Annotated in this window: 14 protein-coding genes; 8 read left to right on the forward strand and 6 right to left on the reverse strand. The window is 65.3% G+C overall.

What is annotated here, in order from left to right:
• Positions 1 to 385: 385 nt before the first annotated feature.
• The 3 genes from OGR47_RS14655 to OGR47_RS14665 all read left to right on the forward strand — a co-directional run bounded on the left by OGR47_RS14655 (position 386) and on the right by OGR47_RS14665 (position 3,592).
• Positions 386 to 2,587, forward strand: coding sequence for a hypothetical protein (locus OGR47_RS14655; protein WP_165053071.1), 2,202 nt, complete (start codon positions 386 to 388; stop codon positions 2,585 to 2,587).
• A gap of 102 nt (positions 2,588 to 2,689) precedes the next feature.
• Positions 2,690 to 3,106 carry a L,D-transpeptidase gene (locus OGR47_RS14660; RefSeq protein ID WP_165053074.1) on the forward strand — a complete coding sequence of 139 codons (417 nt, stop codon included), beginning with the start codon at positions 2,690 to 2,692 and terminating at the stop codon, positions 3,104 to 3,106.
• A gap of 96 nt (positions 3,107 to 3,202) precedes the next feature.
• Positions 3,203 to 3,592, forward strand: a complete 390-nt coding sequence (locus OGR47_RS14665) for a hypothetical protein (protein WP_165053077.1) — start codon at positions 3,203 to 3,205, stop codon at positions 3,590 to 3,592.
• A 24-nt stretch (positions 3,593 to 3,616) separates the two neighbouring features.
• On the opposite strand, the gene OGR47_RS14670 is transcribed toward OGR47_RS14665, so the two are convergent.
• Positions 3,617 to 4,219 (reverse strand): GNAT family N-acetyltransferase, encoded by a 603-nt coding sequence (locus OGR47_RS14670; RefSeq protein ID WP_165053080.1) that lies wholly within the window; start codon positions 4,217 to 4,219, stop codon positions 3,617 to 3,619.
• The gene (locus OGR47_RS14675; protein WP_165053083.1) at positions 4,216 to 4,890 is read right to left on the reverse strand and encodes a tRNA1(Val) (adenine(37)-N6)-methyltransferase; all 675 of its coding nucleotides are present in this window, start codon (positions 4,888 to 4,890) and stop codon (positions 4,216 to 4,218) included. Before OGR47_RS14675 ends, OGR47_RS14670 begins: the two co-directional genes overlap by 4 nt.
• Before the next feature lie 240 nt (positions 4,891 to 5,130).
• Here OGR47_RS14675 and OGR47_RS14680 point away from each other — a divergent pair, with 240 nt between their 5' ends.
• Both OGR47_RS14680 and OGR47_RS14685 read left to right on the forward strand, forming a co-directional pair.
• Positions 5,131 to 5,373 (forward strand): hypothetical protein, encoded by a 243-nt coding sequence (locus OGR47_RS14680; RefSeq protein ID WP_165053086.1) that lies wholly within the window; start codon positions 5,131 to 5,133, stop codon positions 5,371 to 5,373.
• 116 nt (positions 5,374 to 5,489) lie between these two features.
• A complete protein-coding gene (locus OGR47_RS14685; protein WP_165053089.1) occupies positions 5,490 to 6,500 on the forward strand; it encodes a polyprenyl synthetase family protein in 1,011 nt (336 codons plus the stop codon).
• Between the two features lie 177 nt (positions 6,501 to 6,677).
• On the opposite strand, the gene OGR47_RS14690 is transcribed toward OGR47_RS14685, so the two are convergent.
• Positions 6,678 to 6,968: a hypothetical protein gene (locus tag OGR47_RS14690; protein WP_206527456.1), complete on the reverse strand. Its 291-nt coding sequence runs from the start codon at positions 6,966 to 6,968 to the stop codon at positions 6,678 to 6,680.
• A gap of 147 nt (positions 6,969 to 7,115) precedes the next feature.
• Here OGR47_RS14690 and OGR47_RS14695 point away from each other — a divergent pair, with 147 nt between their 5' ends.
• Positions 7,116 to 9,239: a S9 family peptidase gene (locus tag OGR47_RS14695; protein WP_165053092.1), complete on the forward strand. Its 2,124-nt coding sequence runs from the start codon at positions 7,116 to 7,118 to the stop codon at positions 9,237 to 9,239.
• Here the strand turns inward: OGR47_RS14695 and OGR47_RS14700 are convergent.
• A complete protein-coding gene (locus OGR47_RS14700; protein WP_165053095.1) occupies positions 9,232 to 9,660 on the reverse strand; it encodes a hypothetical protein in 429 nt (142 codons plus the stop codon). The genes OGR47_RS14695 and OGR47_RS14700 overlap by 8 nt on opposite strands.
• 141 nt (positions 9,661 to 9,801) lie before the next feature.
• Between OGR47_RS14700 and OGR47_RS14705 the strand changes: the two genes are divergently transcribed.
• A complete protein-coding gene (locus OGR47_RS14705; RefSeq protein WP_165053098.1) occupies positions 9,802 to 11,100 on the forward strand; it encodes an O-acetylhomoserine aminocarboxypropyltransferase/cysteine synthase family protein in 1,299 nt (432 codons plus the stop codon).
• 141 nt (positions 11,101 to 11,241) lie between these two features.
• On the opposite strand, the gene cobU is transcribed toward OGR47_RS14705, so the two are convergent.
• Both cobU and OGR47_RS14715 read right to left on the reverse strand, forming a co-directional pair.
• Positions 11,242 to 11,757, reverse strand: a complete 516-nt coding sequence (gene cobU / locus OGR47_RS14710) for a bifunctional adenosylcobinamide kinase/adenosylcobinamide-phosphate guanylyltransferase (protein WP_165053102.1) — start codon at positions 11,755 to 11,757, stop codon at positions 11,242 to 11,244.
• A 242-nt stretch (positions 11,758 to 11,999) separates the two neighbouring features.
• Positions 12,000 to 13,112, reverse strand: coding sequence for a cobalt-precorrin-5B (C(1))-methyltransferase (locus OGR47_RS14715; RefSeq protein ID WP_165053104.1), 1,113 nt, complete (start codon positions 13,110 to 13,112; stop codon positions 12,000 to 12,002).
• 93 nt (positions 13,113 to 13,205) lie between these two features.
• Between OGR47_RS14715 and OGR47_RS14720 the strand changes: the two genes are divergently transcribed.
• Entirely contained in the window at positions 13,206 to 13,763 is a 558-nt protein-coding gene (locus OGR47_RS14720; protein WP_165053106.1) for a YbhB/YbcL family Raf kinase inhibitor-like protein, read from the forward strand.
• Positions 13,764 to 13,953: the final 190 nt, after the last annotated feature.

Below are 13,953 nucleotides of genomic sequence, written 5' to 3' on the forward strand. Positions count from 1 at the left end.
GCGAGACAAGAGGTGCCGGCGCGCGTCCTGCTGCGACCATCGCGCCGGTTCGGCCGTCTAACACGAAAAAGCTAGGGAGGAAAACCCGCCCAGCCAAGGGCCTGCCAGCTATTCGGACCGCGAGCCTTCAGGCGCGCATTTCGGCGGCGCGCCTGAAGGCTCGCGGCGCCAAGAGCCGGGTCCTTCCCCGACGGCTTGCGAAACGGCAAAAATAGGTCTCATTTCCATCGCATCAACCGCGACGGTTAGCGAGCTGGCAAGCGCTGCCTCCCCGGCGGCCTGCGGCCGCCGCCCTCCCCGTGAAGCGGAGGTATGGGGACCACGCTAGCTGGAATGCTATTCGCCCGAGCCCATGATGCGGGGCTGTTTGGAGGAGCGCTATTCAATGACTGCCGCGAGCCCGCCCGCCCGTCCCGCCGTGAGTGCGGCCCCGCGCCGCCTTGCCGCGCTTTTCACGCCGCTCAAGCGCTTCTGGGCGGGGGACATCGACCTCGGCCGCATCGGCATGGCCGTGACCCTGCCCGTCCTGGCCTGGGTTTTCTACACGACCTCCTCCGGCATGATCGACATCATGCAAAAGGAGCAGGGCGACGTGGTCGGGATCGCCGGCACTTTCGTCGCGACCACGGCGGTGCTGGTGATGCTCGCCTCGACCTCCTGGTCGCTCGGCGCCGATCTCGCGGCGCTGATCGCGCGCCGTCGCATGGCCCGCGAGCGCATGGTGGTGAAGACGGGCGTGACGGCGGCCGTGTTTCTGTTCGTCTTCTCGATCTCGGCCTTTTTCTCTTTCACTTATTATTACAACAACATCTTCAAGCTCTCCTCGCGCAAGATCGTCGCCGAGCTGCAGCCCATGGAGCTGGCCGCCGACGTCGTCCTGCCGGCGACGAAGCAGATCAACGCCGCCTATGAAGCCGCCTCGGCCAAGATCGTCGCCGACCCCGCCTTCAAGACCTACCTCGACGCTCTCGACGCGCTGATCGACACGGCGCGGACCGCCGGCCCGGCCCTGCGCGACACGATTCGCAAGAGCCAGGAGGCCCAGCAGGCCGTGCTGGCGAAGGCGGCGCAACAGGCGGCCGCGGAGCTCGAAAGCGCCAACGCGGCACGCCGCCAATATGACGAAGGCCGCGCCGAGATCGCGGCGCTCGAGAAAAGCGTCGAGAATCTCGACGCCACCATCAAAGCCAAGCAGGAAGAGATCGCCGCTCTCAGCCTCACCGCGCGACAGGAGGAGCAGCTCGCGGTCGACGCGGAGCACGGCCTCGACAATCGCGGCGCGGCCTGCGGGGTGAACTGCCGGACCCATCGGCTCAAGGCCGAGGAAGCCAATCGCCGCATTGCAGCCATCCGCCAGACCCTCGCCGGGCCGACCGCCGAGCGGGCTAGCGCCCTGAAGAAACGCGACGCGCTGGCCGCCCAGTCGATCTCGTTCAAGCAGAAGGCCGAGCTTGCCGGCGACGCCGCCAGGCGGCCCATGCCCAAGGCGGAAGCCAGCCTCGATCTCGACGCCACGCTGCGCGATCTCACGGCGCTGCGCGACCAGCTTCGCGTCGAGCCGACATGGGCGCGCGTCCATGAGGCCAAGCCGCTCTGCGAGCCGATCCTCGCCGCCGCGCGCCAGTCCAACGCTTCTCCCACGGCGGTCGCCCACGATTTTGCCTGCGAGCCGCAGGGCGCGGCGCGCGACCTCCTCTCGGCGCGCGAGGAAGCCATCGCCGCCCGCGCCGCCTTCGACAAAAAATGCGGGCTGGAGACGGGGCTGCGGGACGAGCTGACAGCCGTCGTGGCCAAAATTCGGGCGGCCCCGGCCGCCGACAGGACCGCCGCCGCCAATGGCTTCAACGAGGCGAAGGGCCTCGTCGACGCCTGCGTCATGGCCGGCAAGGCGGTGGGCCTCCCGGAAGACGATGTGCGGGAGCTGTTGAAGAAAAGCGACGCCTACCTTCGGGCGCATTCCACCGAGCGCAACAAGTTCGAGCTCGCCCGCGAGGCCTTCTGGAGCTTCACCCCCGATTCGACCATGGCGATTTGCGTCGCCATGGCGCAGGACGCCTTTCTCTTCATCATGAAATTCCTGTCGGAAATCTTCAAACGCGGCTTCGAGCCGCGCGAGCGGCGTCAGTTCATGACGCCCATGGATTTGACCGACGACGAGGAGGAACCCACTGAAATCCGCGCCATGAAGGCCCTCTTGCGCGTCGCCAAGCCCATGCGCGGCGATATGAGCGCGATCGACCCCAAGGACCCCGCGCTGCAGCTCCTTGCGCAAAATGTGCAGGAAAATCTCGTCGCCATCCTCAACCGGCTGGTGCGCGACGAGATCGCCCATGTCGACCGCAAGGGCGCCTATGTGGTGGACAACATCACGATTTCCCAGGTCGAGTCGCGCCTCTTCGCCGCGACCAAGCCCAGGTCCCGCGCCGCGCGCTATGGGTTCGACGGCTTCGGCGCGAACGGCGGCCCACGGGCCTATTACAGCGATCCCATCCTGGCGCAGGCGCGCCGGCGCCGGCCCGCGGCCTTGGAGCGCTATCTGGCGCGGGAAGCGGAACCTGCGCATCAACCGGGCGCCCCGCCAGCCTAATTCGTGCGGCAGGATTGGACGGCGCGGCTTGGCGGCGCATATTTAATCAGACGCCCAAGCGGCGGGCAGCCTCTCGCCCGCCCAGGCGCCCGGAGTTCTCCTATGCGCTACTGGCCTTTGCTCCTCGCGCTGCCCCTGGCCCTCGTCGCTGGCGGGACGGCGCAGGCCGTCGTGCGCGTGCACATCAATCTGTCGACCCAGCGGATGTATGTCGCTTCATCGTCGGGGAGTTACATCTGGCGGGTCTCGACGGCGCGCCGGGGCTATCGGACGCCGCGCGGAAGCTTTGCCGCGAAATCGCTGGAGCCCATCCATTACTCCAGCAAATATGAAAACGCCCCCATGCCGCATTCGATCTTCTTTTCGGGCGGCTACGCCATCCATGGCACTTATGAGACCCGCTCGCTGGGCCGCCCCGTCTCGCACGGCTGCGTGCGCCTCTCCCCAGGGCATGCGGCGATGCTCTACGACATGGTGCGGCGGGAGGGCGCGCGTATTTCGATCAGCGGGAGACGATAGCTCCGCCTCCCAGTCTTCCCAGCGCAGCGCCCCTGCTTGCCTCGCCGCTAGAACGGTCCTCAAATGCGCCAACAAAAAAGGAAGAGGGAGGACATCATGAACAAATTGGCTTTCACGGCGGCTGCTGCCGCCCTGGCGATCAGCGGGCCCGCGTCGGCAGCCGGGACGACATGGCTCGTCACCGAAGAGAATGTCGCCGGCGTCCAGGGCGCTCAGGGTTCCTGGAACGTCAAGAAGGACGGCGACAAGCTGAGCGGCGACGCCTCGATGCAAATGGGCAATGGCGCGCCGCTGACCTACAAAGTCGACGGCTCGGTCGAGGGCGGCGTCTACACCATCAAGATCAGCGACCGCACGGACGGCAAGAAGAACTGCGTCTGGACCGGACATGCGCCGACCGGCGCCGGCGCGCAGAGTAGCGGGCTGCTCGGCTATGTCGAATGTGAAGGGGCGAAGCTGATTATCCGCGCGAGCATCGTGCAGTAAGAGAAGGAATTCTTTCAGAGAGTGTCATTCCCGGCGGGCTGAAAGCCCGACCGGGGATCCAGAGCCGCAAGAGCGCTGGTTTTGCTCTGGATTCCCGATCGCTCGCTCCGCGAGCGTCGGGAGTGACTTCACCATATAACAGGCGCTTGGGCCGTAGCTCTGCAGCTTCTCGGCGAGCCTCTCGCTGGAAGCTGCTGCAAATCCCATCTCGCGCCAGAATCCGCTCGTTTCATAGACAGACGCCAACGCAATGAAACCGACTCCCTCTCGACCGGCGAGGACGCCGAGCCGATCAATCAGTTGCGAGGCTACTCGGCGCCCGCGTGCTGCGGGCGTCACCGCGATATCGTGCAGATAGAGACAGTCGGGCGACGAAAGTAGCCTCTCGAGAAAAGCGTCTAACGGGGGGATTTCAAACAGCCTCCAGGGGTGGGAAATGCCGTAGCCGACGAGCGATCCGCCAAGCTCCAAAGCAAAACAGCCGGCGGGAAACAGCCGGAATTTTTCTTCGAAGACCTCCCGTCGCTCCGGCAATTCTGAATGGACGTCGCCGGCGATGCGGCAGACCCCTTCGAGATCGCCTGCTCCCATCGCGCGCCATAAGGGCTTCAGGGCGTCTGAGCTCACACGATCAGCCCTTCCAACACGCTCATCGGCGCCCGCGAGCCCTTCACCCCCGTCACCAAAATCCGCGTCGCGGGCGCGCCGGGGCGGGAGTAAACCGGCTGCACTGTCACGCCCCCGATCCGCCCGGCCGCCGCCGCGAGGCATTCGTATAAAGCGTCGGCGCGGTGGATCATGGCGAAGACGCCGCCCGGCGCGAGCAAGGCGAGACAGCCGCGCACCCATTCGGAAAGCGGGACGGCGGCGACATGGGCGCGGGCCTTGTCCGGGTCGGGCGTCACGCGCACGCGGCCGGCTTCATAGAAGGGCGGGTTGGTGAGCACGAGCGTCGCCGTCTCATCTACGAGCCCCGCGGCGCGGCGGGATTTGGCCAAGGTGGCGTCGCAGCAGTGGATGCGAACGCGCGTCGAAAGCGCGTTCAGAGCGACATTCTCCTGCGCCAACGCGCAGCTCTCGGGATCGATCTCCACGAGGCCGACCGTCGCGCCGGGCGCAAGCGTGGCGGCCATCAACCCCACAGCCCCCGCCCCCGCGCCAATGTCTAGAATGAGCCCAGCCTGATTCGGAGGCGTCAGGGAAGCGAGCAGCACCGCGTCATGGCCGGCGCGATGGCCGCGCCCCTGCTTCAGCCGCAGCCTGCCGTCGAGAAATCCGTCCGCCGCCTCAATGCTCATCGCCGGGACAGTTCCACGCGCGTCCTTCGCCCACAAGCATGATGTCGGTTGAGTGAAGCATATTTAACCTTCCGGCCACAGCCAGGGCATCCTCATGAAATCCAGTGGCTTACGTCTTTGAGCAGTCGCAGGTTCACGCCTTGAATAGAATTTTAGCCATTCGATTAAGATTACGCTCGCGCCCCCGTGGCAGAACGACGCATCCCCTGCAGCCAATCTCACGAAAGTCACGGCTTTCCCATGACCATCCGCCTCTACGGCAACGTTAAGAATCAGGGTCTCGTCGCCCACCCAGAGCTCGGCGCCCGGCTCAACCAATTAGCCATATGCTGCCGCGGGCTGGAATGGGCCATCGAGGATTTCTGCGCCGGAGAGGAAAATGACTCGGGCCGTCGCCTCTCTGGAATAGCGTCGCGCCTCGCGGAGCAAAGCGAGCGGCTGGCCCGGGCGCTGGCCGCGGAGATCGGGGAGCCGCTCGACTAAGCCTGCGGCGCCAAAACGTTAAGCCGCAAACAGGCGGCCGCGCCCTCGACTTGCCGGTAAGGACACAAGGACGTAAATTCCCCCCAAGCTAGGTCGTTTCGTCCGCAGGGGGGTCCGTGGGTATCGTTATTCCGCTCGAAGAGAAGAAAAGCGCGGGCCTTGAGAGCCTTCTCGAACTGATCCGCCCGGACCTCGAGCGCACCAATCAACTCATCATCCAGCGCATGGGGTCCGATGTCACGACGATCCCGGAGGTCGCGAACCATCTGATTTCGGCTGGCGGCAAGCGCCTGCGGCCGATGCTGGTGCTCGCAACGGCCAATATGTGCGGCTACAAGGGCGACGGGCATCTGAAATTCGCCGCCGGCATCGAGTTCATGCACACGGCGACGCTGCTGCACGACGACGTGGTCGACGAATCGGACATGCGCCGGGGCAAGATCGCCGCGCGCATGCTCTGGGGCAACCAGACCTGCGTGCTCGTCGGCGACTTCCTGCTGGGCCACGCCTTCAAAATGATGGTCGAGCCCGGCATGATCCCGCCGCTCACCATCGTCTCCCAGGCCGCCGCCGTCATCGCCGAGGGCGAAATCCTGCAGCTCAACGCCGCCAAGGACACGACGACGACCGAGGACGCCTATATGGGCGTCATCCGCCGCAAAACGGCGGAGCTCTTCGCCGCCGCGGCCGAGGTGGGCGTGATGCTTTCCGGCAAGCCCAAGGCGGACGAAGCCGCGGCGCGCAGCTATGGCATGAATCTCGGCATCGCCTTCCAGCTCATCGACGACGCGCTGGATTACGGCGGCTCCTCCGCCAAGCTCGGCAAAAATGTCGGCGACGACTTCCGCGAGGGCAAGATCACCTTGCCGGTCGTGCTCGCCTTCCGCCGCGGCAGCGAGAAAGAACGCGAGTTCTGGCGGCGCACGCTGGAAAAGGGCGAGATCAACGACGGTGACGTCGAGACCGCCTGCGGCCTCATGAAAAAGCACAAGGCGCTCGACGACACGATCGAGCGGGCCGCCCATTACGGCGCGATCGCACGCGACGCCATGGAGATCTTCCCGGCCTCGCCGTGGAAGGACGCACTGCTCGAAGTGGTCGATTTCTGCATCGAGCGCGTCTACTGAGCGCATTCCACAAAAGTTGATAGACTTTTGTGATAAGAATGCGCTCCAGCTTTTTGAATTTGCGCGCTTTCTCATCGCTCGCATGATTCCATGCGAGCGATGAGAAAGCGCGCTGAGCGACGCGCCACGCAAGCATTCAAGACGCCGGCCGCGAGCCCCTCGCGGCCGGCCTATTTTTTAGGACTTGGCACATTCGGCCTTGAATTGGCGCTTCGCCTTGCCCTTGAGGCCCTTGGCGACGGCCTGATCGGCGCAGCTCTTTTCCTTCTCGGCCTTGGACACGGGCGCGGCGGCCGGAGCGGGCGCAGCCGGGGCGGCGGCGGCCGGAGCGGCCGGCGCGGCGACAGTTTCACTAGCCTTCTGGGCGATCTCCGCCGGCGGCTTCCAAACGGTCTCGGCATGGGCCGAAACGGCGAGCAGCGCGGCGCAGGCGCCGGCGGCGGAAAGAATCTTGATGCTCTTGTACATGACGTCTCTTTTGTTGTTATTGAAGCCCGCGCGGCTTCGTGACTCCCTCGACCACACGCTTACGCGAGCGTGGCCGGGCGAAGATTATGACATTTCTGAGAAAATGTCTCGGCAGCGCCAGGACGCCTTGAAGACTGCCGAGGAAACATGATCGAGATCAAGAAAAGAGACTCAGCACAATTCGATCTGACCTCGACGCCGCCAATCGCCGAACGACGCCCCTGTCGAAAAGCCACTCATGACCGGGTTTTGGACGATCCCTACGGCTGGTTCGCCGCCGAGAATTGGCGGGATGTGCTGCGCGATCCGAAGACTCTGCCAAAAGACATCGCCGCGCTGGTGAAAGCCGAGAATGCTTATTGCGCCAAGGTCGTCGCGCCGCTGAAGGAGCTGCGCAAGACGCTGGTGAAGGAAATGCGCGGCCGCATCAAGGAGGATGACGCGGACGTTCCCGACAAGGACGGCCCCTACGCCTATTACGGCCGTTTCCGCGACGGCGCGGAGCATCCGCTCTATTGCCGCACGCCGCGCGACGGCGGGCCGGAGACCGTGCTGCTCGACGGCGAGGCGCTGGCGGAGGGTCACGACTTCTTCGACATCGGCGACACCGCCCAATCGCCCGACCATGCGCAGCTCGCCTGGAGCGTCGACGACAAGGGCTCCGAGCTTTACGCCATCCGCACGCGCGCGCTCTGCGACGGCAAGGATCGCGACGACGTCGTCAACGACACGGACGGCGCTGTCGTTTGGAGCGCCGACTCGACGGCGTTCTATTATGTGCGCATCGATGAAAACCATCGCACAGCGCAAGTCTTCCGCCATGTCGTTGGCGCCGATCCGAAGGCTGACCGTCTCATTGTCGAAGAGAAGGACGGCGCGTGGTTCGTGGGGCTGGACGAAAGCCGCTGCCGACGCTTCGCCATCGTCACGATCCGAGGCCATGACGCTTCCGAATGCTGGCTTATCGATCTGCGCGACGCCGAGGCGCGCCCGCGACTCGTCGCGAAGCGCGAGCCGAAGTTACGCTACGACATCGAGCCGCACGGCGATCTTCTCTATATCCACAACAATGCCAACGGCTGCGACGATTTCCGCATTTCCGTCGCGCCGCTCGACGCGCCGCAGCGCGCCAATTGGCGCGATGTGGCTCCGCACCGCGCCGGCGCCATGATCGTCACCTTTACGGTCTTCAAGCGCTATCTGGTGTGGATGCTGCGCGAGAATTCATTGCCGCGCATTGTGGTGCGCGATCTCGAAACCAATGAAGAGCACGCCATCGCCTTCGAGGAAGAAGCCTATGCGCTGGAGCTCGACGCCGGGCTCGAGTTCGATACGGCGCAATTGCGTTTCGTCTACGCCTCGATGACCACGCCGGAAGAAACCTACGACTACGACATGGGCGCGCGCACGCGCGTCCTTCGCAAGCGGCAGGAAATTCCTTCCAGGCACGATCCGAAGAATTACGTGACGCGCCGCATCTTTGCGCCGGCGCAGGATGGCGAAAGCATCCCGGTCACGTTGCTGCATCGCGCGGATTTCACGCCCGGCGGAAACGGCGCGCCGCTGCTGCTTTACGGCTACGGCGCCTATGGCCATTCGCTCGCGGCGGATTTCGACGAGGATGCGCTCTCGCTCGTCGATCGCGGCTTCGTCTATGCCCTCGCGCATACGCGCGGCGGAACCGACAAAGGCTGGGGCTGGTACGAGAACGGCAAGCTCGATAAAAAGACGAACACTTTCTCCGACTTCATCGCCTGCGCCCGTCATCTCATCGCTTGCGGCTATACGCGCGAGGGCGCCATCGTCGCGCAAGGTGCCTCGGCGGCCGGCATGCTGATGGGCGCGATCGTCAATGAGGCGCCGCAGCTTTTCGCGGGCGTTATCGCAGGCGTGCCCTTCGTGGACGTGCTCAACACAATGCTGCGCGACGACCTGCCGCTGACGCCGCCGGAATGGCTCGAATGGGGCAATCCGATCGCCGACCCTGAGGTCTATGACCGGATCGCCTCTTATTCCCCCTATGACAATATTCGCGCGCAGAATTATCCGCCGATCCTCTCCATCGCGGGACTGACCGATCCGCGCGTGACCTATTGGGAGCCATTGAAGTGGGTCGCGAAACTGCGCGCCACAATGACAGGCGGCGGGCCCGTGCTGCTCCATACGCATATGGGCGCGGGCCACGCCGGCGCGTCAGGCCGTTTCGAGGCGCTGGAGGATACGGCGCTGGAATACGCCTTCGCCATCGCCTGCGCGGCGCGCCTTACATAGAGGGGCGCTTGCGCTGGATTTCCTCCGGCGGCAGCCACTCCCGTCCGGCCTGCGTGCCGCGCTTGGCTTCGATGCCGGGCGAACCCGCCGCCGTTCCGCTGGGGCCCGCGACGCCGGCAGGCGAAGCGTATTTCTGCGCCTCAGGATTTTCCTTCTGCACCACAGTCGGCGGCTGAACATTCGTGCCTGCGGCGGGGCCGGAAGTGTCGCCCGCTCCCGACGAGCCGCCGGCCGCAGCGGGACTCGCCGTGTCGCCGGTTTGCTGCGAGACGACGGCGGGCTTCGCCGCGCCCTCGTTCATCGCGGGTTTTTTCTGCGGCCCGGGGATGACGGGCGGATTGGGATCTCCCTGATCCTGCGCGAGCGCCGGCGCGAAGGCGCCCGCCGCGAGAAGGGCGGAGATCACGACAAACTTCTTCATGGCGTCCACTCCTGCCGCCGCCCCCCGAGGCGGACCGGGCAAGCCCCAAGAGCCTAGATGGGAGAGCGGCTAAAGCCGGCAAGAAAAGATCGCCTTGCGCTGCATTTTTCGTTTAATTGAGCTTTGCAGGAGGAAATTGCCATGGCCATCGAATCAAAACATCCTGAAACCCTTGCGCTTCATGCAGGCTGGCGCGCGGATAAGTCTACCGGCGCCGTCGCCGTCCCGATTTATCAGACGACGTCCTACCAGTTCCGCGACGCCGAGCACGCCGCCAATCTTTTCGCGTTGAAGGAGCTCGGGCCGATCTATACGCGCATCGGCAATCCGACGACCGACGTTCTGGAAGCGCGCCTCGCCGCGCTCGAAGGCGGCGTCGCCGCGCTGGCGCTTTCCTCCGGACAGGCGGCCTCGGCCTTCGCGATCCAGAACATCGCGCGTGTCGGCGACAATGTGGTCTCCTCCACCGGTCTTTACGGCGGCACCTGGAATCTCTTCGCCAATACCCTGAAGGACCAGGGGATCGAGGTGCGCTTCGTCGATCCGACCGACCCCGAGAATTTCCGCCGCGCGACGGACGAGCGCACCCGCGCCTATTACGCCGAGACGCTCCCCAATCCGAAGCTCGAAGTGTTTCCGATCGCGGAAGTGGCGGCGATCGGTCGCGAATATGGCATCCCGCTCATCATGGACAATACGGCGGCGCCGCTTCTCGCACGCCCCTTCGATCACGGCGCGGCGATCGTCGTCTATTCCACGACGAAATATCTCGGCGGGCACGGCACGTCGATCGGCGGCGCCATCATCGACGGCGGCAATTTCGATTGGGAGAAGTTCCCGGCGCGCCAGCCGGCGCTCAACACGCCTGATCCGAGCTATCACGGCGCTGTGTGGGTCGAGGCGGTGAAGCCACTCGGCCCCATCGCCTATATCATCAAGGCGCGCACGACGCTGCTGCGCGATCTCGGCTCCGCGCCCTCGCCCTTCAACGCGTTTCTTACACTGCAGGGAATCGAGACCCTCACGCTGCGCATGGAGCGCCATGTGAGCAATGCGCAAAAGGTCGCCGATTTTCTCGGCCAGCGCGGCGAAGTCACGAAAGTCATCTACCCCTCGCATCAGAGCGGCGAAACGCGCGCCCGCGCCGATAAATATCTCAAGGGCGGCTATGGCGCGCTCATCGGCTTCGAGCTCAAGGGCGGCGCGGACGCAGGGCGGCGTTTCATCGACGCGCTGGAGATGTTCTATCACGTCGCCAACATCGGCGACGCGCGCAGCCTCGCGATCCATCCCGCAACGACTACGCATTCGCAGCTCGGCGAAGAAGCGCAGCTCGCGAGCGGCGTGACGCCCGGCTATGTGCGGCTCTCGATCGGTCTCGAGCATATCAACGATATTCTCGCCGATCTGGACAAGGGGCTGAAAGCGGCGGGCGTTTGACCCCCTCCCCAACTTCCGTGCCCCCTCCCCAACCCTCCCCCGCTAAAGCGGGAGAGGGAGCAGATCGTGGCCTTCAACGAGAATGCTGATCTTGAGCGTCCCCTCTCCCGCTTTAGCGGGGGAGGGACAGGGAGGGGGATTTCACTTCACCTTCACCGGATAGCCAGCCACGATCAGCGCCACATGCGTGGCGATCCTCGCGACCTCCTGATGCAGCAGGCCAGCGGCGTCGCGGAAGGCGCGGGCGAGCGCGTTTTCAGGCACGATCGACAGTCCGACCTCCGGTGACACCACGACCGTCGGCGCCTCGCGCAACGACAAAGCGGCAACCAAGGCGGCGCGATCCGCGACGAGATCGGCTTCTACAAACATTCTGTTGGAGAGCCAGATCGCGAGGCAATCGATCAAGAGCGGCAAATCCGCGGACGCGGCGCTGATGGCCTCGGGCAAATGCTGCGGCGCCTCGACCGTGCGCCATTCGCCGCCGCGGCGCGCTTGATGCGCCGCGATGCGCGCGCGCATTTCATCGTCAAGGGCCTCAGCCGTCGCAATATAGGTCCACGGCCCGGGATGCGCCATTACGAGGCTCTCCGCATAGGCGCTCTTGCCCGAACGCGCGCCGCCGAGGACGAAGGTGAGATGCGGGTTTTCACTCATCGCGGCCACCCGTCATTGCGAGCGAAGCGAAGCAATCCAGCAGCCGCGCGGAGGCTCTGGATTGCTTCGTCGCCTCCCGCTCCTCGCAATGACGGGCCCTTGCGGTCATGCCATCCGTCATTCTTGGCGGGCTGAAAGCCCGACCGGAATCCAGAGCCATGAGAGCGCTGGCTCGGCTCTGGATTCCCGATCGCTCGCTTTGCGAGCGTCGGGAATGACAGCAAGCCGGCCGGAAGTCGCTATTACACATTCTCGACTCTTCTGAATCCGGTGCGCGCCAATGGGCCGCCCTCGCGATCGAAGACGATGACTTCGACCTCCGTCTCGCTATTGCCCAGCGTCTGCGCCGCCGTCGCGTAGGCGAGCCTGGCGATTGCCGCCGCGAGATCGACATGCGCATGCTGCGCGATCTGCAACACCTCCAGTGCGCTGTTCGCTTCTTCGATCTTGCGCGCAATCTCGTCGGTCGCGCCGACCTCGCGCGCGCGCTGCGCGAGCCGTGCGAAATCCACGCTCGACCTGCCGGAATGCAAATCCAGCCGGCCCTGCGCGAGCTTGGTCATCTTCGCAAATCCGCCGCCGATCGTTACGCGGGCGACCGGATGCGCGCGCAGATATTTCAAGAAACCGCCGACGAAATCGCCCATTTCGATGAGCGCTGCATCGGGAAGATCATAGAGCTTCTTCACCGCGGCTTCCGACGTCGAACCCGTCGTTCCCGCAATATGCGTAAGCCCGCTCGCGCGCGCGACGTCGACGCCGCGATGAATGCTGTCGATCCAGGCCGCGCATGAGAAAGGCGTGACGATGCCCGTCGTGCCGAGAATGGACAGGCCGCCGATAATGCCTAGGCGCCCGTTGAGCGTGTGTTTCGCCATTTCCGCGCCGCCGGGAATCGAGATTTCGATCTCGGCGTCGGCGCCAACGCCGAGCAACAAAGCCGCTTCCTCGATCGTCTGGCGCATCATCCGACGTGGCACGGGATTGATCGCGGGTTCGCCCGGCGGCAGCGGCAGGCCGGGACGCGTGATGACGCCCACGCCCTCCCCTTCTTTGAAAGACACCCCCGCGCCCGGCGCCGCGCGGCGCACCATGGCGCGGATCAACGCGCCATGGGTGACGTCGGGGTCGTCGCCGGCGTCCTTCACGACGCCGGCGCGCGCAAAATCATCGCCGCGCGTAAACTCCGCGAGCGCGAAAGCGACGCGTTTGCCGGAGGGCAAAGCGATCTCGACAGGGTCCGGCGGCGGCGCTCCCGTCACAAGCGCTTGAAATGCCGCGCGCGCAGCCGCCGTGGCGCAGGCGCCGGTGGTCCAGCCCCGGCGCAGCGGGCGATCTTTTGGCGCGTCTGTCATGCGCTCATCTTTAGCAATTAGCGGCGCAACGCGACACCGGCCGAACGATCCGCTAAAAGGGGCGCCGGTTTCATTCGACAGGGAGCTTGGGCCATGAGACGCAGCCTTTCGTCCTTCTTCGCCTTTGCGGCGCTTGCGGCGGCGGACGCCGGCGGCGCGCAGGCCTTCGAGCTGAAAAGCCCGGACATCGCCGAGGGCAAGACCATCGACATGAAGCATGTCTACAACTCCTTCGGCTGCACGGGGGGCAATCTCTCGCCCGCGCTCAACTGGACCGATCCGCCGGCCGGCACGAAGAGCTTCGCCGTGCTCGTCCACGACCCCGACGCGCCGACGGGCGGCGCCGGCTTCTGGCACTGGCTCGTTGTCGATATTCCGCCGGACGTGCGCGGCCTCGAGCTGGGCGCCGGCGACGTTTCCGGCAAGAAGCTGCCGCCCGGCGCGCATCAGCTCGAAACCGACTTCGGCGAGAAGGCTTATGGCGGCCCCTGCCCGCCGCCCGGCAAGCCGCATCGCTACATCTTCACCGTCTATGCGCTCAAGCTCGACAAGCTCGGCGACGCGGCGCATGGCCGCACGGCGGTCGCCGGCTTCACCATCAACGGCAATGCGCTGGCCAAGGCGTCCATCACCGCGCTGTTCGGGCGGTAACGGACGTGGCGCGTCCGTCATTGCGGGGAGCGAAAGCGACGAAGCAATCCAGCGACCGTGATGCGGCCCTGGATTGCTTCGCTTCGCTCGCAATGATGGCGCTGGCATTCCCGGCAGGCCGAAGGCCTGACCGGGAATCCAGAGCAACCGCGCGCGCCTTCGGCTCTGGATTCCCGATCGCCCGCTTCGC

Source organism: Methylocystis sp. MJC1 (assembly GCF_026427715.1).
Lineage (GTDB): Bacteria > Pseudomonadota > Alphaproteobacteria > Rhizobiales > Beijerinckiaceae > Methylocystis.

Excerpts from the sequence above, each read along its gene's own strand:
- OGR47_RS14660 (WP_165053074.1), top strand. The coding sequence starts at position 2,690 with ATGCGCTACTGGCCTTTGCTCCTCGCGCTGCCCCTGGCCCTCGTCGCT.
- OGR47_RS14675 (WP_165053083.1), bottom strand. The coding sequence starts at position 4,890 with ATGAGCATTGAGGCGGCGGACGGATTTCTCGACGGCAGGCTGCGGCTG.
- OGR47_RS14720 (WP_165053106.1), top strand. The coding sequence starts at position 13,206 with ATGAGACGCAGCCTTTCGTCCTTCTTCGCCTTTGCGGCGCTTGCGGCG.
- OGR47_RS14665 (WP_165053077.1), top strand. The coding sequence starts at position 3,203 with ATGAACAAATTGGCTTTCACGGCGGCTGCTGCCGCCCTGGCGATCAGC.
- OGR47_RS14655 (WP_165053071.1), top strand. The coding sequence starts at position 386 with ATGACTGCCGCGAGCCCGCCCGCCCGTCCCGCCGTGAGTGCGGCCCCG.
- OGR47_RS14690 (WP_206527456.1), bottom strand. The coding sequence starts at position 6,968 with ATGTACAAGAGCATCAAGATTCTTTCCGCCGCCGGCGCCTGCGCCGCG.
- OGR47_RS14715 (WP_165053104.1), bottom strand. The coding sequence starts at position 13,112 with ATGACAGACGCGCCAAAAGATCGCCCGCTGCGCCGGGGCTGGACCACC.
- OGR47_RS14705 (WP_165053098.1), top strand. The coding sequence starts at position 9,802 with ATGGCCATCGAATCAAAACATCCTGAAACCCTTGCGCTTCATGCAGGC.
- OGR47_RS14695 (WP_165053092.1), top strand. The coding sequence starts at position 7,116 with ATGATCGAGATCAAGAAAAGAGACTCAGCACAATTCGATCTGACCTCG.
- OGR47_RS14680 (WP_165053086.1), top strand. The coding sequence starts at position 5,131 with ATGACCATCCGCCTCTACGGCAACGTTAAGAATCAGGGTCTCGTCGCC.
- OGR47_RS14700 (WP_165053095.1), bottom strand. The coding sequence starts at position 9,660 with ATGAAGAAGTTTGTCGTGATCTCCGCCCTTCTCGCGGCGGGCGCCTTC.
- cobU (WP_165053102.1), bottom strand. The coding sequence starts at position 11,757 with ATGAGTGAAAACCCGCATCTCACCTTCGTCCTCGGCGGCGCGCGTTCG.